General features: G+C 41.8%; 17 protein-coding genes and 1 tRNA gene. 13 read left to right on the forward strand and 5 right to left on the reverse strand.

From position 1 onward, the window contains the following. Positions 1 to 27 precede the first annotated feature (27 nt). Positions 28 to 381, reverse strand: coding sequence for a winged helix-turn-helix transcriptional regulator (locus DFQ12_RS02305; protein WP_120257415.1), 354 nt, complete (start codon positions 379 to 381; stop codon positions 28 to 30). Between the two features lie 199 nt (positions 382 to 580). Here DFQ12_RS02305 and DFQ12_RS02310 point away from each other — a divergent pair, with 199 nt between their 5' ends. Both DFQ12_RS02310 and DFQ12_RS02315 read left to right on the forward strand, forming a co-directional pair. Further along, positions 581 to 1,210: an NAD(P)H-dependent oxidoreductase gene (locus tag DFQ12_RS02310; RefSeq protein ID WP_120257416.1), complete on the forward strand. Its 630-nt coding sequence runs from the start codon at positions 581 to 583 to the stop codon at positions 1,208 to 1,210. 447 nt (positions 1,211 to 1,657) lie between these two features. Beyond that, entirely contained in the window at positions 1,658 to 2,998 is a 1,341-nt protein-coding gene (locus DFQ12_RS02315) for a M60 family metallopeptidase (RefSeq protein ID WP_120257417.1), read from the forward strand. Between the two features lie 111 nt (positions 2,999 to 3,109). Here DFQ12_RS02315 and DFQ12_RS02320 read toward each other — a convergent pair. Beyond that, positions 3,110 to 3,183 (reverse strand) — tRNA-His (locus DFQ12_RS02320). Positions 3,184 to 3,384: 201 nt separating this feature from the next. Here DFQ12_RS02320 and DFQ12_RS02325 point away from each other — a divergent pair. After that, positions 3,385 to 3,945, forward strand: a complete 561-nt coding sequence (locus tag DFQ12_RS02325) for a DUF4230 domain-containing protein (RefSeq protein WP_120257418.1) — start codon at positions 3,385 to 3,387, stop codon at positions 3,943 to 3,945. A gap of 48 nt (positions 3,946 to 3,993) precedes the next feature. Here DFQ12_RS02325 and DFQ12_RS02330 read toward each other — a convergent pair whose 3' ends face one another. Beyond that, positions 3,994 to 4,860, reverse strand: a complete 867-nt coding sequence (locus tag DFQ12_RS02330) for an AraC family transcriptional regulator (RefSeq protein ID WP_120257419.1) — start codon at positions 4,858 to 4,860, stop codon at positions 3,994 to 3,996. Positions 4,861 to 5,044: 184 nt separating this feature from the next. On the opposite strand from DFQ12_RS02330, the gene DFQ12_RS02335 reads away from it, so the two are divergent. The 6 genes from DFQ12_RS02335 to DFQ12_RS02360 all read left to right on the forward strand — a co-directional run bounded on the left by DFQ12_RS02335 (position 5,045) and on the right by DFQ12_RS02360 (position 11,708). Further along, complete coding sequence (locus DFQ12_RS02335) at positions 5,045 to 5,482, forward strand: L-rhamnose mutarotase (RefSeq protein WP_244211659.1); 438 nt, start codon at positions 5,045 to 5,047, stop codon at positions 5,480 to 5,482. Positions 5,483 to 5,659: 177 nt separating this feature from the next. Then, positions 5,660 to 6,706, forward strand: a complete 1,047-nt coding sequence (locus DFQ12_RS02340) for an alpha-L-fucosidase (protein ID WP_120257421.1) — start codon at positions 5,660 to 5,662, stop codon at positions 6,704 to 6,706. A 44-nt stretch (positions 6,707 to 6,750) separates the two neighbouring features. Then, positions 6,751 to 7,971, forward strand: coding sequence for an enolase C-terminal domain-like protein (locus tag DFQ12_RS02345; RefSeq protein ID WP_120257422.1), 1,221 nt, complete (start codon positions 6,751 to 6,753; stop codon positions 7,969 to 7,971). A 9-nt stretch (positions 7,972 to 7,980) separates the two neighbouring features. Next, entirely contained in the window at positions 7,981 to 9,618 is a 1,638-nt protein-coding gene (locus DFQ12_RS02350; RefSeq protein ID WP_120257423.1) for a sodium:solute symporter, read from the forward strand. A gap of 60 nt (positions 9,619 to 9,678) precedes the next feature. After that, on the forward strand, positions 9,679 to 10,449 hold the full coding sequence (locus tag DFQ12_RS02355; protein WP_120257424.1) for an SDR family NAD(P)-dependent oxidoreductase: 771 nt from the start codon (positions 9,679 to 9,681) through the stop codon (positions 10,447 to 10,449). Positions 10,450 to 10,538: 89 nt separating this feature from the next. Continuing rightward, entirely contained in the window at positions 10,539 to 11,708 is a 1,170-nt protein-coding gene (locus tag DFQ12_RS02360) for an alpha-hydroxy acid oxidase (RefSeq protein WP_120257425.1), read from the forward strand. A 90-nt stretch (positions 11,709 to 11,798) separates the two neighbouring features. Here DFQ12_RS02360 and DFQ12_RS28045 read toward each other — a convergent pair whose 3' ends face one another. Together DFQ12_RS28045 and DFQ12_RS02365 are read right to left on the reverse strand one after the other, a co-directional pair. Then, on the reverse strand, positions 11,799 to 11,966 hold the full coding sequence (locus DFQ12_RS28045) for a hypothetical protein (RefSeq protein WP_167457177.1): 168 nt from the start codon (positions 11,964 to 11,966) through the stop codon (positions 11,799 to 11,801). 62 nt (positions 11,967 to 12,028) lie between these two features. Further along, positions 12,029 to 13,645 carry a fimbrillin family protein gene (locus DFQ12_RS02365; protein ID WP_120257426.1) on the reverse strand — a complete coding sequence of 539 codons (1,617 nt, stop codon included), beginning with the start codon at positions 13,643 to 13,645 and terminating at the stop codon, positions 12,029 to 12,031. Between the two features lie 692 nt (positions 13,646 to 14,337). On the opposite strand from DFQ12_RS02365, the gene DFQ12_RS02370 reads away from it, so the two are divergent. The 4 genes from DFQ12_RS02370 (at position 14,338) to DFQ12_RS02385 (ending at position 22,535) form a co-directional block, all read left to right on the forward strand. Continuing rightward, complete coding sequence (locus tag DFQ12_RS02370) at positions 14,338 to 14,667, forward strand: DUF6660 family protein (protein WP_120257427.1); 330 nt, start codon at positions 14,338 to 14,340, stop codon at positions 14,665 to 14,667. 150 nt (positions 14,668 to 14,817) lie between these two features. Then, the gene (locus DFQ12_RS02375) at positions 14,818 to 19,149 is read left to right on the forward strand and encodes a CusA/CzcA family heavy metal efflux RND transporter (protein WP_120257428.1); all 4,332 of its coding nucleotides are present in this window, start codon (positions 14,818 to 14,820) and stop codon (positions 19,147 to 19,149) included. Between the two features lie 7 nt (positions 19,150 to 19,156). After that, positions 19,157 to 20,467 (forward strand): efflux RND transporter periplasmic adaptor subunit, encoded by a 1,311-nt coding sequence (locus tag DFQ12_RS02380; RefSeq protein ID WP_120257429.1) that lies wholly within the window; start codon positions 19,157 to 19,159, stop codon positions 20,465 to 20,467. A 37-nt stretch (positions 20,468 to 20,504) separates the two neighbouring features. Continuing rightward, positions 20,505 to 22,535 carry a heavy metal translocating P-type ATPase gene (locus DFQ12_RS02385; protein ID WP_120257430.1) on the forward strand — a complete coding sequence of 677 codons (2,031 nt, stop codon included), beginning with the start codon at positions 20,505 to 20,507 and terminating at the stop codon, positions 22,533 to 22,535. Positions 22,536 to 22,623: the final 88 nt, after the last annotated feature.

A 22,623-nucleotide genomic window follows, 5' to 3' on the forward strand; every position in this document is an offset into this window, starting at 1 on the left:
ATGATTTATTGCGCGACGGGATCCAGGCTATTTTAAGATCTCTTCCCTATACCTTATTCCCCATGCGCCCATGGTATCAATAATCTGATGGAGGCTTTTTCCAAATTCAGTCAGTTCATAATCAACCGATACAGGCATGGTATTATTTTGTGTTCTAGTGATAAGCCTGTTCAGTTCAAGGTCTTTTAGTTCTTTTGAAAGCGTTTTTGACGCCACGCCCTCCACTTGTCTTTTGAGATCCATGAACCGCATTTTACCGACATAATAAAGATGACTAATGATCAAGGTTTTCCATTTTCCATCCAATAGAGACATGGTATCCCTGACACCACGAATATGTTCGTTGCATTCTGGCGCAATTTCAATCTTTTCTTTTTTCATAATGCAATAAAAAACAAAGGTATAAAATGTTTTATTCAATACTTGGTTACTCCGAAGTAACTAGTTTCCTCTAGGTAACAAGTAGCAATTTGATACTTAATAACCTTTAACTTTGTTGCATCAAAAAGAATTAGGTGATTCTATTTCAATGAAAGAATTACGTTAATTGGAATTTTAAGACGATTAAAAGATAAAAGTTATGTCATTAAAAGAAGCCCTTAATTGGAGATCTGCAACCAAAAGTTTTAACGGAGAAACAATTGAGAAAGAAAAATTGGATCAGATCCTTGAGGCCATTCGTTTAGCGCCAACAAGTTCTGGTCTTCAGCCATTCAAGGTATTTGTTGTCAGTAATCAAGACATCAGAGCGAAATTGACGCCAATAGCCTGGGGACAACCTCAGATTTTACAAGCCTCCCATATTCTTGTTTTCGCAGCATGGGATGCTATTTCCGTGGATCGGGTAGATGGTTTTTTTGAATATAGTAATCAGGTCCGCAACCTTCCTTCAACAGCAACTGACGCTTATAGATTGAACCTTTTGAGTTTACTGGATAAGAAAACGAAAGAAGAGCAATTTATCGATGCTTCGCGCCAATCTTATATTGCGCTAGGCTTTGGATTATTGGCAGCTGCCGATCTTAAAATTGATGCAACCCCAATGGAGGGCTTTGACAATAATGCTTTGGATGAACTGCTGGATCTAAAGTCGCAGGGATTAAGAAGTACAGTGATGATGGCTTTGGGACATCGTGACGATGAGAATGACTGGTGGTCAAAATTAGATCGGGTACGCAGACCGCACGAAGAGCTATTTATTGAACTATAGATCATTCGTTTAATTGTTAAAAAGGGAGCCAAGGCTCCCTTTTTTTGTTATTACTATAGGGGCAGTTTCCTTCGCTATGGATTATCCGAAATTGTCTTTCTGGAATTTATTTAATCCCACTCAGCATCAATACCTATAGGCTAGCTTTTCTAAATTTTTCACAAATAATTTATAGAAATTAAAATAATTTATATTTAATTATAATAGCTTTCATGTTTTTGCATTATAGTGTTTGTTATACACTATACCGTTTTCGGTAATTACGCAATCGTTTGATGAAATTTTCTAAAACTTTTCCGCCTATATTGCTACCGATTTTAAACCACGAAATTTCTTGTTATAGAAATTTAAAAATATGATGAAAATACGTAACGGACATAAAAGTCTGCGATGGTATTCTTGCGAATAAAATAATTAACACAATTCATAAACTTAATTTAAAAACCAATGAGAAAGAACATCTTTTATGTTATTGCACTCTGTTGTATTGCTGTATTTTCATCCTGCAAAAAGGATGCTGGGCGGATGATTTCTGTTCTTGCTGATCTACAATCCCCAGCACTGGCCATTGCAGACAGCGTACAGATCTTCAAAATTACACCATCGGCATCCACAGAGGTGGATCGGCTACAATTCAGAGCAAATCACAACGATATGCAGGCGACGGGATTTTATGTCGCTCCCAATAGCACAATTACGCTGAATGTAAAAATCAATACAGGTACTACTGTTGCCCGTCTGGCAATTGGTACGCCTTTTCGAGATAATATTCGACCTGTTAGACAGTATTTTAATCTTCAGGCAGGAACGCAGACCTTCACAGCCGATCAGTATGGAGGTTTGGTGTATGTGATCTATACCGCCAACAATTACAGTACTCCAGGAGAAATTGAAGTGACCTTTGGAGATGGCTTCATTCCTGTTCCGTATTTTCAGAAAGGAAAAACAACGCATGCACAATGGTTGGTCACACTAGACTCGTTAAAAAACAGCGCGCCGGATGTCATGTTCTCTTCTGACCGTACGATTATGGTCGCCAATATGGATGAAGCCCTTTTATATCAGAACGAAGATCAGCAGTTAATTGTAGACCGACTGGACTCTATCATCGGCTTTTCAAATTATATTAGTGGCTTGAGTGGTGCCAGCGGCGTACATGCTATTCCCTATAACAAACATTTGATTACGGTTAGAGATTCTTCTGCTGGGGGGTATATGGCAGCTGGTATTTCTATTTATTTTACAGAATCTTTATCGTATAGAATGTTACAGCCTAAATACCTCTCCAATACAAACGGCTGGGGAATCTGGCATGAAGTGGGGCACACTTATCAACAAAAGGCCTGGACTTGGGGCAATCTCACCGAAACAACAGTCAATGTCTATTCATTGGCCAGCGAAAGAGGATTTGGTATTCCTGTGAGCCGTATTACCGCAAATAATTCCTGGCCAAAATTGGATACTTACTTTCAAAAGAATATAGCAGACCGTAATTTTAATGCGGGTGATAATGATTTAAAAATGATTATGTTCCATCAGTTATGGTTGGCATTTGGCGATAACCTCTATATTAATTTGAGCAGATCTACACGTGAAAATCGACCAACTGTTTCTACCGATGCCGAAAAGATGCGTTACTTTATGCTTTCAGCCTGTCAGATTACACAAAAGGATCTCTCAGATTTCTTTAGAAAATGGGGCTTCAAAGTTGATGAATCTGTTTATACAGAAATTGCTAACCTTAGTTTAACTGCACCAGCTCAAGATATTACCTTGTTAAGGGATTAAATGATTTGATATCACCGTCCCCGTACAGCATCCAAATTGTCTCAATAGGTTTCGAAGACCGGACATTTTGAAAATCAAAAAAGGCAGATCATTTTAACGATCTGCCTTTTGGGTAAGTAATCGGGCTCGAACCGACGACCCCTAGAACCACAATCTAGTGCTCTAACCAACTGAGCTATACCTACCGTGATTTTGATGTCACAAAAGTAGTATTATAGCCCATATCTTCCAAATGTTTTTTAAACTTTTTGATTAAACAATTGTCTATCAAATGGTATATTTTTATCGGAGCATATTGAAAGGCGACAAAAGATAATATTCGCGTAACATTTTCGGTTCAAATGGCCATAATTGGACCTTGGTCTATTATTTGTATTATACTATATATGGGAAAATTTTTGAAATTTTTAATTATCGTAGCCATTTTGGCAGTGGGAGCTTGGTTTGTCTATCAAAAATATAATAGCGGACCGCGAGTGGAAAGCAAGCATCAGCTTCTGGTTGATCGCATTGAAGCTATGGGGAAATTGGAATTGGTGAAATATCGCTATAGCGATGTTGTGGAACATAAAAATATCAATACCTTCTTGCCTACGGCAAGTGTATTGCTCATTGTCAAAGCGGATGCTGTTGGCTGTGTGAATTTAACAAAACTGACACCGGAGGATATTAAGGTGGTAGGAGACTCTGTTTCCATTAAATTGCCGGCTCCGGAGATCTGTTACATTAAGATTGACCACGAAGCATCAAAGGTATATGATACCAAAATGGCCTTCCTGCGAGAGGCAGAATTGGTTGATGAAGCTTATAAAACTGCTGAAAAAGCTGTAGCGGATGATGTGAAGAAATCTGATATCCTACAACAGACCAAAGTAAATGCGACGACTGTGTTCAAACCATTGTTGCAAGGACTGGGCTTTTCGAAGATCAACCTCACTTTTGAATAGCTTGGTTCAGTTCATGTTGATTTTTTTTTGCCCTCAGAAAGGGTTGTTTTAACGCTGTATATGTGATCTATACCTACTTGGGGTAATACCTTTAATGGATTTAAAAATTTTATTAAAATTCGAAAGGCTATTGAAACCACAGGCAAAGGCTATGTTGGTGATCTGTAATTTATTTTCGGTAATCAGCCGGCATGATTCACTGATGCGTACTTCATTGACAAACTGGACAAAGGTTTTTTGTGTGCGGGACTTAAAATAACGACAGAACGAATGTTTGGACATATTCGCTAGCGTCGCAACCTGATCCAGCGGAATCTCTTTTGTAAAGTTGTTGAACACAAACTTAAAGATACGGTCGATTTTCTCATTGTCCATCGAACTGTAATTGTGTGTGTAACCTGGACTGGAAAGATATTCATATTCATCGGTTGTAATCAACAATTCGATGATTTCAAGCAGCAATATTGTTTTTTTAAAACCGTAGTCAAGATGAACTATTTGTTCCAGTTTGTGTTTTAGCTGCTGCTTTGTTTCTCCCCGAAATAGAAGTCCCCGCTTGGAGGCAGTCAGAAAAGCCTCTATTTTATGTGTTTTAAAAAGCTGTCCCAATACCTCTAAGAGTAATTTAGGTTCGACATAAAGTGCCATTGAGCGCGATAGATCTGTTGAATCCTGATTCGAGCTGTCATTGTGCCAAACATGGGGTAGGTCAGGTCCCACAAAAGTCAGCTCATCGGTCGAAAAACTGTCGATACTGTCCCCTATAATACGTTTACCCTCACTTTGGACAATATAAGTCATCTGACAGGCACTGTGAAAATGGAATTCCGTGGAAAAAAAAGGTTGGCAAACTTCTTTTGTTGCAAATGTCGCTATCTCGGATCCCTCCAATATTTTAGTGAAGATGGGTTTCATTTACTGGTTATCATGTTGTTTAATGGATGTTAAATATAGCTTATTTTGTCATAAATACGAAACGATAGTCGAAATGTCGTTAATATAGTGTCAATATTGAGCAATCTAGGCACAGTTTTATTGTCCTAAGAGTAGTAGTTTAGCTTTATGTAAAAAGGAGTATTGATAACAAGAATACCTAAATATGATATTAAGAAAATTAGTTCCATTTGTACCCTTTACACTCGTGTGTGCGATCTCCATTTTAATGGTTTGCTGTGGACGGGATCAGGAACCTAAATCTGTTAAACGCTATGCTTCCATTACAGGTGTAAAAGCCGAAAAATTGGAATATTACAAAAAACTTCACGGGGATGCATGGCCGTCGGTGCTGCGGAAAATCAAGGAATGCCATATCCAGAACTATTCTATTTTTCTGAAAGAGGTCGATGGGCGGCATTATCTATTCAGCTATTTTGAGTATACCGGAGCGGATTTTAATGCCGATATGCAACGGATGGCCGCTGATCCCGAAACGCAACGTTGGTGGAAGGAAACGGATCCTTGCCAGATGCCACTCCCGGATGCCCGTGCAAAAGGAACTGTCTGGTCGGATATGGAAGAGGTATTTCATACCAACTAACTGAAACAAAATCCGAATAATAACCTAAAACAAAAAATTATGAAACCATCATGATTTATTCAGTCACACTAATAAGTGGATAACCGAGCAAAGCGAGCTCATGAATGCCACTTAAAACATACACTCGATGAATAAAGCTGATAGCTTCATCACAATTGAAAAAACAAATTTATAGAGATGAAAAAGCAGGTGTTTTTTAGTTTAACCTTATGCTTATTGGCAGCTAAGGTATTCGCCCAGACGAAAGTTGTTATACCCACAGCATCCGATAAACCCAATCGATACCAACAAGAGCAGATCGATCGCAAATATGGGATGTTTATCCATTTTGGTATAAATACCTTTCACGATCAGGAGTGGACAGACGGGTCAAAACCCACCAGTTCTTATGCGCCAACAACCATTGATGCAAAACAATGGGTATCTACGGCGAAAGCTGCAGGAATGAAATATATCATATTGGTAAGCAAGCATCACGATGGTTTTTGCTTATGGGATAGTAAATATACCAATTACGATGTGGCAAATTCAGCTAACAAGACGAATGTTGTGGAGGCGCTGGCAAAGGAATGCCGCAAGCAGGGCATCCGTCTGGGACTTTATTATTCCTTGTGGGACCGGAAACAGAATGGGAATGTAAATGACAGAAAAGCGGATAGAGCCTATAATACCTATATGCTCAATCAATTGACGGAATTGCTTGATATGACCAAGAAGTATACAGACATCGTCGAACTTTGGTTGGATGGCGGCTGGGAAAAGGAGAATTATAGATGGCCCGCACAGGAAATCTATACCTTGGTCAAAAGTAAGGCTCCTCAGTGTCAGGTAGGTATCAATTGGACCATTGGTAGTCCTGAAAATGCGGATAAACACGTTGTGCAGCCCAAGGATCAACAGAATTTATTCCCAATACGTTATTTCCCAAGTGACTTCCGTTTAGGTGATCCATATTTGCCAGGTACACCTGATCCCAAACTCTTTACCGCACAGGGGAATATCTACTACATGCCATTCGAGACAACAGTTGTACTTGGCGAACGCTGGTTTTATAATACAACAGACAAAAAGTACAAGACCCTTGCAGAACTGGAAGATATCTACCGGACAGCAACCGCGCAGGATAATATACTGATCCTAAATGTTGGACCCAATAGGGAAGGACGTATCAAAGAGACAGACGTAGCGTTGCTTCTCCAATTGAAAGAAAAATTAAAATTATAAAGCAGAAATACACCTATCCATAGATTATAAAAATTAATAGTAGTATGATTACAACGTACGATATCCAGGATCGCCGATTTCCCTTAAATACCGGGGCAGGTAGCGATGCTATCCATAAAGATCCTGTATATTCTTATGCCGTTACCCGCTTGTTAGATGATAAAGGACGTGTGGGCACTGGCTTGGCATTCACCATAGGTGCGGGAAATGAACTGGTCTGTCAGGCGGCAGCATTTTATGCCGAGCGGCTCAAAGGAATACCCATCGAAGAGCTGATGGCAAACTTTGGCACAATCTTCAATACACTGAGCAATGAGCAGCAGTTTCGTTGGTTAGGACCGCACAAAGGTATTGTGCACCTAGCACTGGCGTCGGTGACAAATGCATGTTTTGACTTATGGGCGAAAACGCGGTCTGTTCCACTCTGGAAATTATTGGTTGATCTATCGCCAGAGGAAATTGTCAATACCCTGGATCTTTCCTATTTGGAGGATGAGCTGACAAAGGAAGAGGCTATTGCGCTGATTGCTGCCAATAGACAGGGCCGTCAGGAACGAATGAACATCATCGAAAAGGGATATACGGGTTATGATACCTCTGTTGGCTGGTTTAACTATTCAGACGACCAGGTTAGGGAAAACTGTAAACGGGCTATTGCAAACGGCTTTACAGCCATGAAGCTAAAAGTGGGGAGTGCGGATCCGCTCCGTGACATCAGACGGGCCCATATTGTTCGTGAGGTTGCTGGTGATCAGGCAACAGTCATGCTGGATGCCAATCAACAATGGACATTACCGCAGGCGCTAGCAATATGTCAGGAGCTCAAGGCAATGAATCCGTTTTGGGTGGAAGAACCGACACATCCAGATGATATTGTTGCACATAAGATACTGACTGATGCCATTGCGCCTATAAAGGTCGCTATGGGGGAACATGTCCCTAACCGGATTTTATTCAAAAACTACCTCCAGTTGGGGGCTGCAGGTTTTGTACAGGTAGATGCAGTCCGTGTCGGGGGGGTGAGCGAATTTATTGCGGTCAGTTTACTCTGTCGTAAATATGGTATCCCTGTTGTACCGCATGTAGGGGATATGGGACAACTGCACCAGCACCTGGTGTTGTTTAATCACATTAGTCTTGGGCATGAAGCCCTGTTTCTTGAACATATTCCACATCTCAAATCTCACTTTGTACATCCTGTAGTCATCGAAAATGGTGTTTATCGGACACCGATGGAAGCTGGAAGTAGTTGTGACTTAATCTAAAATTAGCTTATGTTAGGAAATATAGATTTGAGTATCGCAGTAGCTTATATTGCATTGATTTTGATTGTCGGTATCCGCGCCGGTATCGGCAGTAAGAGAAATACAGGGACGGCCGAAGGTTATTTTCTCGCCGGCAAAAGCTTGCGGTGGCCAGCAATCGGATTAGCACTCTTTGCGACAAATATATCCACTGTACACTTGGTAAGTCTTGCGCAAAGTGGATTTGATACGGGTTTGCTTAATGGAAACTTTGAATGGATGGCCGCATTTACTTTGGTCTTATTGGCTTTGTTTTTTGTACCGTTCTACCTCAAGTCCGGTGTGGCAACGCTCCCAGATTTCCTGGAAAAAAGGTATGACCGTTCCAGTAGAGATTGGTTGACGTTTATTTCCATTATATCTGCCATAGTGATCCATATCGCCTTTTCCATGCTGGCAGGAGGTATCGTGTTAAAGACCCTGTTCGGGATTAATATGTATTTGAGTATTACAGTGATATGTGTTATTACCGGAATCTATACTATCCTTGGTGGGTTACGTGCGGTAGTTGTTACGGAATCCATTCAGACCATTGTATTATTAGCCGGTGCATTTATCATCAGTTTTGCAGCATTCGATCGCATGGGTGGGTGGATACCGATGAAAGATGTACTGATCGCTGAAGGTGGACTCGACCGGTTGTCCATGCTCCGTGGCGCTGATGACAGCAGTGGCATGCCCTGGTATGCGGTGTTCTTTGGTTATCCGATTCTGGGGATTTGGTATTGGTGCGCGGATCAGACGATTGTCCAACGTGTACTGGGGGCGAAGGATGAGAACCATGGTCGTGTGGGCGCACTGTTCTGCGGTTTTCTGAAAATTTTGCCCGTATTTATTTTTGTATTGCCCGGGTTATTCGCTTACACCCTTTTTAAGAGTGGGCATCTTGATCTAAGTAGTCTGGGCTTGGACGCTGCAGGCCATGTGAATTCCAAAGGAATATACACGCTGATGATCACGCAGCTGTTGCCTTCTGGCCTGATCGGGATCCTTGTGGCGGCTTTGTTGTCCGGGCTGATGAGTCAGATTTCCGGTGCGCTTAATTCGATTTCCACGATGGTTAGTTACGACATTTTTAAGCAACGGAAGCCACAGGCCTCGGATAAGCAGCTTATCCGTATCGGGAAAATATCCGCTGTGATCGCGATGGCTTTTTCGCTGGCTCTACTGCCACTACTGGACAGATATGAGAGTATTTTTAATGGGATCAACGACGTGATCGCCCATATTGCGCCTCCCATAACCTGTGTATTCCTCTTAGGCGTCTTCTGGCGGAAAGCTTCGGCGGTATCGGCTAAATTGACCCTCTGGATTGGATCTTTTTTGGGTATGGGGGTCTTTATTCTGAATAAGGTCCTGCCAGATTCCTGGATCGGACAAACTCCATTTATGATGATGGCATTCTACCTTTTCTTGACCTGTATGATCATTCAGATTATCTTATCATATTGGTATCCGGTACAACACAACGCGGAAAGCGAACAGCTCTATTGGAAGAGTCCATTGGAGCCACTTCGTGGGGCCGCATGGAAAGGAATCGGGAATTACCGCGTTTTATCGGGACTATTGTTGGCTATTGTCACAATTTTATACATAATTTTCAGGTAAGAAGTTACTTGTCGTATTTTAGATCTTAGAATTAATTGAATAAGCTTTTATAGATTTATCGTGAATAGATTGAAGGATAAAGTGATATTAATCAGTGGTGGTACTGCTGGAATCGGTTTGGCATGTGCGCAGGCCTATGCAAAGGCTGGGGCCCAAGTTGTTTTTATCGGCCTTGATCAGGCCTCCGTTGCTGCTACAGGCGAATTATTGGGTGCTCCACATCTGGGTATCTGTGCTGATTTCTCCCAGGAGGAGGATGTGAAGGCAGCGATAGACCAAACAGTTGCAACCTTTGGGCGATTAGATGCCATTCACAACAACGCTGGTCTTGCGAGTCCATCAAAGCCATTGCATGACACCACGGAGCAGGAATGGACCAGATTGTTCGATGTCAATGTAAAAAGTATTTTGTTGACAACACGATATGGTTTTCCTCACTTGAAAGCCTCAAGAGGATGTATATTAAATACAAGTAGTCTGGTGGCGGAAATTGGCCAGGAAAACCATGCTGCTTATGCCGCAACAAAAGGGGCTGTCAATGCCCTGACCAAATCAATGGCAATAGATTACGCAGCATTGGGGATCAGGGTGAATTCTGTCATGCCTGCAGCGGTGATGACGCCTATGCTTCAGCAATGGGCTTTGGAGCAACCAGAGCCGGAACAGGTATTTGGTTTTCTAAAAGATATCCACCTCTTGGGTTATTGCCCAGAAGGGGATGTAATCGCGGATACCTGCCTGTTTTTATTGTCAGACAGCGCTCGGTTTATTACCGGGGTGAACCTGCCTGTGAGTGGCGGTGCCGAGCTTGGCTACCGTCGGAATAGCTAGGAGATTATTGATAAATAGCGAACTAATTTCAAATTATATAGTATATTTGGCGCGCAGATAAATCACTGCCAATATTTAATACATCAATCATGAGCCAAAAGTTTACATACAATACCCGATTTCCTGCTGTTGAAGACTTGAGAAAACAGGCAAAGAAAAGAATTCCAAAATTTGCGTTTGACTATTTAATAGGCGGTTGCAATGAAGAGCTGAATCTTGCCAGAAATGAAAATGATTTTGACAATATCTTATTAAAGCCGCAATATCTTCAGACGAGTGGGGAAATTGATATGTCTGTAGAACTTTTTGGTCGCCATTACAGTGCGCCATTTGGTGTTTCGCCAATTGGTTTACAGGGCTTGATGTGGCCCAATGCTCCAGAAATTCTAGCAAAAGCCGCTGCAGAAAATGATATCCCTTATATATTGAGTACCGTATCGACAAGTAGTATTGAACGTATTGCTGAGGTGTCACAAGGTAAAGCTTGGTTTCAGCTTTATCATCCTACAGAAAATAAGCTGCGCGATGATATCCTGCGACGTCTGAAAGAGGTAGAATGTCCTGTGCTTGTTGTTCTGGTCGATGTTCCTGCTTTTGGACTTCGGTACAAAGAGATTAAAAGTGGATTGTCTATGCCACCAAAGATGAACATCGCTAATATCTTACAGACGTTTGCTTGTCCTACCTGGGGAATTGAAACACTTAGACATGGTATTCCATCTTTTGCAACCTTAAAGCCTTATATGGAGAAAGGCCTGGATCTAGCGCAGCTGGGACAATTTATGAACAGAACGTTTACCGGTAAAGTAGATGTTGAAAAGATCAAAGCCATTCGGGATTTATGGAAGGGACCTTTGGTGTTAAAAGGAATTGCGACAGATGAGGATATGCAGGCCGCTATTGCATTGGGCGTGGATGGTGTTATCGTCTCTAATCATGGTGGAAGACAGCTTGATGCCAGTGAATCATCCATTAATTCATTGATTCATCTGGCAGCCAATCCAGATTATAAAAGCAAAATCAAGATTATGTTGGATGGTGGTATTCGTTCTGGAGTAGACCTTGCCCGTGCACATGCTGTGGGATCTGAATTTAACTTCATGGGGCGACCATTTATGTACGGCGTAGGTGCCCTGGGGAATGCCGGCGGTGAACATACCATCAATATGTTCAAAGCACATTTATTTCAGGTGATGAAACAACTGAGCATCTCGAAGATTGACGAGTTTCCAAAACGTTTACAGAAGATATTATCGTAATATTACCATAATAGAAGTAAAAAAGCCGTATTAAACACAACTATTGCTGTGCGTAATACGGCTTTATGCATACTGATTCTGTGGCGCTTGTTACCAGTCTATTGTTCTATTGTCATTGTCGCCAAGACCCCATTGTTCGTTGACTTGTCCGTTGGAATCTTCGGGTCTAGCAGTTGCTGAACCGGCTGCGATACCTTGCTCGAGTTCGATCTGGTACGCCTTAACCTCCGGTGCGATATAAGCTATTTTCTTTTTCATAGTCTTTTATTTATTGTATTATATTTGATAAATCTGTTCTTATTTTTTTTAGCTATAAGTTCTTAGCTACAAGGTATTTTCTTCTTTCCTGCACCTACACCTTTAATGATCGTACGACCATCAACAAGTTGAGTTACTTTTACAGTATTGCTCTGTGTGCTTCCCCAAGGGAAGGTATTGAAGGAATTACCATTGTTCAATACAAGCTCATATAAAGGTCCACCATTGACTTTACTACCGAACATAGTCACTTTACCTGTTCTGCTGATCACGAGTTTGATCAACGGATTTGCTGCAGTTCCTTGCATATTATAGACTTGAGCAATTTTTTTATTTGTTTCTACATCATTGCCTGCATATTTACTTCCGTCTAGGAACTGGATATTTTGTGCTGAAGATGCGCCAACTTCAAACTGGATTTCATTTTTTGCCAGCTTCACGCCATTAATTTCCATATTGAAAGCATTGTCCAGCTCGGTGATATCAAACACAAATCCATAATCTGCTGCAGGAGCGTTGAAATTTCTGGAGATCGTGGTTCCGCTTGGATAAAATACGCCATCAATACGGATTCCAGTTTTACCGTTAACGACCACCGCTGGATAGCTCCAGTTTAATCCATTACTGGTCACATCTTGTGTACAGGTTTTGAAATTAAGCTTGAGGTCATATTTCTGTCCAGGATTGATCTTTACATTTGGAATGGTAACATTTGATTTGGTTTCACCATCAATAGTCAGGCTTCCAAGTTTAAGTGTTCCAGTACTTGTTGCTGGGTGGATCAATAGGGAAGGAGTGCTGACAACTGTACGTAGTCCAATACCCAAAGCCGGAAACTGTGCTTGCACACCCGCGTCGTTCAATCCGTTGTATGTAAGTGCTTCATCCGAAAGTTTTAAGTTGGCCGATGTATGACTTGGTTTAAACACGGCATTTTCAAGTTTGGTGATGGCTCCCGTCATGTTGGCATCCATTGTCAAAGTGGTGATAATCTGACTGAAGCGGTGTTTCAACACAACATCTAGGTTGTTAACGCCTTTGTTTACTTTCAGCGTGTTCGCGAAATACATCAGGTCTCCACTGATATTATTGAGGCTTGCTGAGGATAAAGTACTTTGATTGCTAATATTAGGTACTGTACTTGTGCTATTTGTTGAATAAGCAACAAATGTATAGGTTTTTCCAGCATCAAGAACAATCCCCTCTGCTGCGGCTTCTCCACCATAGCTATAGGTCTTTTCAGTCACGTAATTCCCTTGGCTATCATAGACAACTACTTTATATTTAACATCTTTGTCCAGTTTTTTCTCAGTTACTTGCGTTGTCGTTGTTGCTTTGGCACCCGATGAGGCCACCAATCCTTTATTGACAGCGGTAGCTGAGCTATTTGTCAATACAACATCAATGGAAGAACTATTGCCAAAAGGAACAGTCATCTCCTGTACTTCGGAAGCAGTGCTCGCAGTAGAGGCTTTTGAAGATCCTTGCTTTTGACCGACAGCGTTAATTTCGTTCTCACCATAGGCCTCGACCCCCTGAAGATTGATCTTGACCAGAGTTTCCTCGGTTAAGGGGATGGTTTCGCCACTCTTTTTACAAGAGTAGATACTTGAAGCAACCAGCATAATGCATCCCAGCATTAATACATTTTTAAGGTTGGGGTAATTTTTCGTTTTCATGTAAGTAGACATTTTAATTTTACTTGTTTCTTAGTGTTTTTGATTGATTTGTACTTGTGTGATTTTTTACTTTTTATTTATAGAGTTACTATTTAAGTGTATTATCATTTTTGTTTTTTTTTGATCAGTGTTGAAATTTATTGGTGCAATTATATATATAGCTTTCTGTTTAATCATTATGATTTTCATTAAGTAATTTTTCCTGTAGTGAAAGTTCTACAAACAAGCATTGGTGTTTAAACGTTGATTTTAAGTGCTTTGATGGCGGTTATCTACTGTTTTATTTATAATTCTATTGGGTTAATATTTTCCCTTTGGTTAATATTGGGTTTGTGTGGGAATATCTGACGGAATGGGCTATGATGATAGGAAGTCTGCTATTATGGCACAGTTTTCGTGTGAACTATTTATATGACCGGGTAAATACGGTATTCGTTATTAAGGAATGTTGCCTGTGTACGTCAATTTGGACTAAGCGTAAGCTTGGACTACAGCGTTAGTGAGACAGGGCAATATGCAGTTGAATGTTTTAGAAACTTAATAGTCGATCCCTATATAGAAGATTGCTAGCAATAGGTACAGGGAGATAGGGACAGGAGGGTGTTGCAATCGCAATTAATATTGTACGCTAACAAGGCGATGTTATTATAAAAGAATAAATTTTTGAAATATTTTTCTAAATTTGTATAACAATGAGGGTAATTGTTTTCATATTGATCACCTATATCTTGGGACTTTCCTTTGTCCCATGCAGTGATGCGAATATTCGCAGCGAGGTGACAGCCATGGAAACACAATTCAATGAACCTCATAATCATAGTGAAGATACCACCGATGCTTGTTCTATTTTTTGTTATTGCAACTGTTGTAGCGGAAATATTACAGCCTTCGAATATCAGTTACCAAAAATTGAAGGTATCCCGATTTCAATTTATTTTGATAATCGGATGCCGGTTCTCAATACACCTATTCTATCTAACTACTTCGGAACTATCTGGCAGCCGCCTAAGGTAGATGCTTAACGATAACTTTTTATAGCCGTACGCAAACATTATTAAGGAATTTTGCTTTTCTAATTAATGTTGGCCATCGGTGTGTAGCTGTAACTTTTGAGGTTACAGGGAAATAAGATATTCTATATATCTATTATTTAAGCATTAATCAAGCATATTGTGTTAGATAGTATAATTAAATTTAGCATCAAGAATAAGATCATTATTGGTTTGATGACCTTGTTACTTATTATTTGGGGCGGTTGGAGTGCAACAAAGCTGCCCATAGACGCCGTTCCGGATATTACCAATAATCAAGTACAGATTTTTACTTCCTGTCCGACCTTGGCGGGCCAGGAAGTGGAGCAACTGGTTACTTTCCCGATCGAACAGAGTATCGCTACGGTACCGAAGATAGAAGAAATCAGAAGTATTTCCCGTTTTGGACTCTCGGTGATTACCGTTGTTTTTGACGATGATGTCGATATCTACTTTGCGCGGCAGCTTATCAGCGAGCGTCTAAAAGAAGCTGTGGACCAAATTCCACAAGGTATCGGTAAACCCGAATTAGCTCCCGTTAGTACAGGTTTGGGAGAGGTTTATCAATATATCATTCACCCTAAAAAAGGCAGTGAAAGCAAGTATAATGCAAAGGATCTACGGACCATGCAGGACTGGATCGTTGCGCGCCAGCTTTACGGTACACCCGGTATTGCTGAGGTCAATAGCTTTGGTGGTGAATTGAAACAATATGAGGTCGCTGTTGACCCTAATCGCCTTAAAGCGATGAATATCACCATTCCAGAAATTTTCACCGCATTGGAGAAAAATAATCAGAATACCGGTGGTGCTTATATTGACAAGAAACCGAATGCATACTTCATTCGTGGCATTGGACTGGCTACGTCGCTGGAGGATGTGAAAAATATTGCGATTAAAAAAACTGGTGCTGTACCTATTTATGTCAAAGATGTGGCCGATGTGCGTTTTGGACATGCGGTCAGGTACGGTGCCCTGACATATAATGGGGAAGTGGATGCCGTGGGCGGTGTAGTGATGATGCTGAAGGGTGAGAATAGCAATGAAGTGGTCAAGCGTGTAAAAGAGAAGCTTCCTACGATCCAAAAATCCCTGCCCAATGATGTGGTGATCGAGCCCTATCTGGACCGTACAGATCTTGTTGGCCGTGCAATAGGTACTGTTGAGAAGAACTTAATCGAGGGAGCGCTGATCGTTATATTCGTATTGGTGCTATTTTTGGGTAACCTCCGTGCGGGGCTTATCGTTGCCTCAGCCATCCCATTATCCCTGCTCTTTGCTTTGGGATTGATGAATGTTTTTGGTGTGAGTGCCAATTTAATGAGTCTAGGTGCGATAGACTTTGGTCTTATTGTCGATGGCGCGGTAATTATTGTCGAAGCAACACTTCACCATCTTGGCCTGCGCAAGTCTACTGAAAAGCTGTCACAATCGGAAATGGATCATGAGGTGTTTGAATCTGCCTCAAAAATCCGGACCAGTGCGGCATTTGGTGAGATCATTATTCTGATTGTCTATATTCCTATCTTGACATTGGTCGGGGTGGAAGGCAAGATGTTCCGCCCGATGGCACAGACCGTAGGTTTCGCGATCTTTGGCGCATTGATCCTTTCGCTGACATATATTCCAATGATGTGTGCCCTGTTTTTACCTAAAAAACATCATGACAAGAAAACGTTCAGTGACCGTTTTATCGAAAAACTTCAGCATATCTATGCGCCTTTATTGCAGAAAGCTATCCGTTTCAAATATATTATCGTCAGCTTGACAATCGCTTTCTTTGCCATAGCTGTTTTCTTCTTTAAAAATATGGGGGGAGAGTTTATCCCGCAGTTGCAGGAAGGGGATTATGCTTTTCACTGTATATTACCACAGGGAAGCTCTCTCTCACAAAGTATAGAAACTTCCATGCAGGCTTCCCGTATCATTAAGGAGTTTAATGAAGTAAAAATGGTTGTTGGTAAAACCGGAGCGGCGGAAGTGCCGACGGATCCAATGCCACCGGAAGCGACCGATTTGATGGTGGTACTGAAACCCCAGAAGGAATGGAAGTCCGGTCGAAGTTATAATGAACTCGGCGCTGCCATCCTTGAAAAATTGGAAGTTATCCCGGGTGTTTTCTTTGAAAAAAATCAGCCAATACAGATGCGATTCAATGAGTTAATGACAGGAATCCGTCAGGATGTTGCTGTGAAGATTTTCGGCGAAAATATCGACTCTTTGGCATCTTATGCGAATATCGTGGCGGCACAGATTCAGTCCGTTAAAGGTGCTACTTCTCCACAAGTGGAGCGAGTTTCGGGGCTGCCACAGATCAATATCGTATATGACCGTACACGCATTGCTAATTACGGTCTCACGATTCAGGATGTCAATGATGTGGTAAGTACGGCTTTCGCTGGTCGTAGTACTGGACAGATCTATGAAAATGAACGTCGTTTTGATTTAGTTGTTCGTTTGGATACGACACACCGCAGTAGTATAGACGATGTACGCAATCTGATGATTCCAACTGATACAGGTATTCAGATTCCATTGTCGCAGGTAGCGTCCATTGATTATAAACTTGGCCCCGCGCAGATCAGTAGAGAAGCCGGAAAGCGTCGGATCGTCATTGGCTTCAACGTCTCGGGAAGAGATGTGGAGAGTGTGGTCAAAGATATCCAACAACAGCTGTCTGCCAAAGTGAAATTGCCTGCTGGTTATTATTTCACGTATGGGGGGCAGTTTGAAAACTTACAGAAAGCAAGCGCTCGTCTGATGATTGCAGTGCCTGTTTCTCTCTTGCTGATCTTTATGCTATTGTATTTCACATTCCATTCCTTTAAGCAAGCGGCGCTGATCTTTACAGCCATTCCAATGAGTGCAATTGGGGGTGTTTTTGCCCTGATGCTCCGCGGTATGCCTTTCAGCATCAGTGCCGGAATCGGTTTTATTGCTTTGTTTGGTGTTGCTGTACTAAATGGTATTGTACTGATCGGAACTTTCAACCAATTGAAGAAGGAAGGTATGGATGATATTTTTCAGCGCGTGAAGGAGGGAACATTGACCAGGTTGCGCCCTGTACTGATGACCGCTACCGTAGCTTCGCTGGGCTTTTTGCCGATGGCAATTAGTACGAGTGCTGGAGCGGAAGTTCAGAAACCGTTGGCGACGGTTGTTATCGGCGGATTGGTGACAGCAACCTTCTTAACGTTGTTTGTACTGCCTTTGCTGTATATTATTTTTAACTCAAAACTGAATATGAAAAAAGGAAATGCGGGTAAGACCATTGCGACGGTATTGGTTTTCCTATTTTCTACCATTGGATTTAAGGCTTTTTCACAGGAACGGATCGGGATTGATAACGCAATCGGCATGGCATTGAAGAGCAATCGCCAGTTTCAGGTCAATGAGGCTGAAATAACCGGAGCAACTTATAATGTTAAAACCGCGAATGAAATCCCGAAGACGGGTGTTTTTGTGGAGAATGAAGATTACCGACCGAGCGATAAGACAGGGATCATGAAAATCGGTATCACGCAAAGTATTGCTTGGCCGGGACTCTATTCGGCACGAAAGGAATATTTTAAGCAACAGCTAAAATATGCCAATCTGAATACCGAAGTACTCAATGCTAATATTAAGAAAGATGTGCGCACAGCATATTATCAGCTCTGGTATCTTCAAGATAGACAGAAGCTCTATGTGGAGTTGGACAGTATCTACTCGGCGATGTTTAAGGCGACTGAATTACGTTTCAAAACCGGAGATGTCGCAGCATTGGATAAAATTGCCGCGGAAGCGAAATTACGGGAGTTGCAGGCTCAATTGGTTCAAAACAAGAAGAATATGTTGGTTCAGCAGCAGCAATTGATGATGCTTCTCAACCGCAATGAATGGATATTACCTGTAGAGCAATCGCTGGAAAAGATAAAAATGGACGTGGATGTACAAAATCCATCGGTTGATGCCTCACATCCTGTTTTAGCTTTGCAACAACAGAATGTCAATATTGCATCCTCCAATATTGCGGTACAGAAAAATACAAATAAGCCTGAATTTTCGGGCAGATTCTTTTCGCAGCGCCTTTGGGGGGCAAAAGATCCTTTTACGGGATTCTCGGTGTCGGCATCATTTCCTGTATTTGGCCTTGGTGCTTATAAAAGCAAGGTGAAAGCTGCAAACGCGGAAATGGAGGCGCAACAAAGACAACTGGAATATGATACACAAGTTTTTCAGACGAATAAGGTGAATGCATTGGCTGATATTGAGAAAAATGCTGCGCTATTGCAGTTCTATGAATCCGCAGGCCTCAAGCAAGCTGACGCCATCATCAAAGCCGCAAGCCTTGGTTACAGAACCGGTGAAATAAGTTTTGCGGAGATGAGCCAGTTCTTAAGTCAGGCGATCGGTATCAGACAGAACTATTTAGACGTGCTCAATCAATATAATCAATCAGCAATCCAATACAATTACTTCAATAATAAATAAGTCAACAATGAGAGTTATCATAAAAATATTTTTTGCACTAGCGATTACAACAGTTTTATATAGCTGCGGATCAGATTCAAAAGGTGCTGGCGATGCCAAGAAGGAGGAAGGGAAAGGTGCTGCTGAAGAAAGCCATGAGGAAGGGCCCGTGACGGTAGCGGCATTGAGTGAACAACAGATAAAGGCTGTAGGTATTGCTTTTGGAACTATAGAGGAAAAGGAGCTGACAGCGACAATCAAAGCCAATGGTCTTCTCAGTGTTCCCAATAACAACAAAGCCAATGCGACAACCTTGTATGGTGGTGTAATCAAGACTTTAAATGTGCAACTAGGTGACATTGTGCGCAAAGGGCAGGTTATTGCAACCATTACGAATCCGCAATTTATTCAGCTTCAGGAAGAATATGTCGCTCTGGCGAGCAAAATTACACTTGCAGAACAGGAGATGGCAAGACAGCAAGAGCTCAATGAGGGCAACGCAGGAGCAAGAAAAAATCTGCAGTCTGCGACGGCGGATTTCAATAGCCTTCGTGCCAGAAAGGCATCGTTACAACAGCAGATTCAACTGATGGGCATCAATCCCAACAGTGTGAGCCTTTCCAATTTGCGGGCTTCACTCGTGGTGACAAGTCCGATTAATGGTACTGTGAGTAATGTCTTTGCCAAGATAGGTAGTTATGTGGATGTTTCATCACCGGTTATTGAGATTATAGATAATAGTCTATTGCACCTTGATCTTCAGGTTTTTGAAAAAGACCTTCCTATGATCAAAATTGGGCAGATTATTAATTTTCAATTGACAAACAACCCTGATAAAACTTACTCGGCTAAAGTATTTACGATAGGATCGTCTTTTGAAAATGATAGTAAAACAATTGCTGTTCATAGTACTGTGATCGGTAGCAAGGTTGGTCTGATAGACGGGATGAATATTACAGGGATGATCGGGATCAATAATGTGACCACTCCGGCGGTTCCGAATGACGCAATTGTGGAAGCGGATGGTAAGTTCTACATTTTCATAGAAACAAGCAAGCAGGCCGAGGAGCATGAAGAAGGGCACGATGATCATGGACATGCGCATGATGAGGGTGAGGCTAAGCACGAACATAAAAATGAATCAGAAGCGGCTAAACATGCAACTGAACAGGGTAAGAATGTGAATTTTGAGAAAATTGAAATTCAAAAAGGTGTCTCAGCATTGGGATATACAGCAATTACACCAGTACAGGAAATTCCTGCGCAAACAAGAATCGTTGTGAAAGGAGCATTTTTTATCAATGCCAAGATGAGCAATACAGGTGGGCATGAACATTAAGTAGTAGCATTTGTTAACGAAGTAATCATGATAAGGTATGGAACACAAACATATTTATGATGCACAAGGTAAACAACTTTGTTGTACACAGACGGAAAAAATATATAATCAGGCGGGCGCCCAACGTTTAATACAGGGCGCGCCTGCCCAGGATCAGGCACATAGTCACAGTGATGATGACGGTCATGATCATTCAGTGGCGGAAGGCGGTACATTGAAGCTCTTTCTGCCAGCAATAATTTCATTTGTCCTGCTGATTGTGGCCATTGCAATGGACAATTGGTTGCCACAGGAATGGTTCAAGGGCTGGATCCGGATCATTTGGTATGTACTGGCTTACATTCCGGTTGGATTTCCAGTGATTAAAGATGCATTGAAGAGTATTGGAAAAGGAGAGATTTTCTCTGAATTCTTACTGATGAGCATCGCTACAATTGGTGCTTTTGCAATCAAAGAATATCCAGAGGGTGTTGCTGTCATGCTTTTTTATGCCGTAGGGGAAGTGTTTCAGACATTGGCTGTCAGCCGTGCCAAGAGCAATATTAAGGCGCTCCTGGATCAGCGCCCCGATGAGGTGACCATTGTTGAAGCAAACAGTAGCCGGGTGATCAAGGCTGAGGCTGCAGCAATAGGTGATGTTATCCAACTGAAGCCCGGGGAGAAGTTGGGCTTGGACGGGGAACTTATCTCCGATACGGCCTCCTTCAACACGGCGGCGTTGACGGGAGAAAGTAAACCTGACACAAAGACCAAAGGTGAAGTTGTGCTGGCCGGAATGATCAACATGAATACCGTGAGTCTGGTAAAGGTGACAACAGCATACCAAGACAGTAAATTGAGCAAAATACTTGAGCTTGTACAAAATGCGACCTCGCAGAAGGCTCCTACGGAGCTCTTTATCCGGAAATTTGCGAAAATCTATACGCCGATTGTGGTGCTTTTGGCGATAGCGATCTGTCTGCTGCCTTACTTTTTTGTTGGACAATACGTATTTAGCGATTGGCTTTATCGAGCGCTCGTATTTCTCGTGATTTCCTGCCCCTGTGCCTTGGTGATCTCGATTCCATTGGGCTATTTTGGAGGCATCGGTGCTGCAAGTAGAAACGGTATCCTGTTTAAGGGAAGTAACTTTTTGGATGCGATGGCAGCGATACAGAATGTTGTTATGGATAAAACCGGTACGATGACTGAAGGGGTTTTCAAAGTGCAGGAAGTTCGTTTAGAACCAGATTTTGATGAAGCGACAATTCTCAAATTGGTCAATAAAATCGAAAGTCATAGCAGTCATCCGGTAGCGACAGCAATCAGGGAATATGCGGGTGATGTCGATGAATCTGTAAATTTGACTGATGTCGAAGAAATACCGGGGCATGGACTGAAGGGTAGTGTGGACGGCAAGGTGTTTTTGGTTGGTAACTTTAAACTTTTGGACAAGTTTAATATCGGCTATACCATCGATCCCAATACGATCGTTTATACCACAATAGCCATTGCATTGGATAATCGCTTCGTTGGATATATTACCATTGCAGATAGTATCAAAGAAGATTCCGCACAGACCATACAACTCTTGCACAAGCTCGGAGTGAAAGCGACCATGCTAAGTGGCGATAAGAGTACGGTCGTCGCTTATGTAGCGAAGGAATTGGGTATTGATAAAGCCTATGGAGATCTTCTTCCGGAAGATAAGGTGAATAAAGTCAAGGAGATAAAGGCTATTGGTGAAAGTGTGGCTTTCGTTGGTGATGGCGTCAATGATGCCCCCGTAGTGGCCTTGAGTGATGTTGGTATAGCTATGGGGGGACTGGGCAGTGATGCAACCATTGAAACCGCCGATGTAGTCATACAAGATGACAAACCATCTAAGATACCAATGGCAATTAATATTGGTAAACAGACCAAAAAAGTAGTTTACCAAAATATAGGATTGGCATTTGTGGTCAAGGGGGTGGTTTTGATCCTTGGCGCCGGAGGATTGGCAACGATGTGGGAAGCGGTCTTTGCGGATGTGGGTGTTTCTCTTATCGCTATACTGAACGCCATCCGGATCCAGAAGATGAAGTTCTAAATCAATTTTCATTTATGATGTGCTTACCCTTCAAGTTGAAATATTGGAAGGGTAGGTCTTCTATTGTCCAATTTTTAATTCTCCATTA

It is taken from the genome of Sphingobacterium detergens (assembly GCF_003610355.1).
Taxonomy (GTDB): domain Bacteria; phylum Bacteroidota; class Bacteroidia; order Sphingobacteriales; family Sphingobacteriaceae; genus Sphingobacterium; species Sphingobacterium detergens.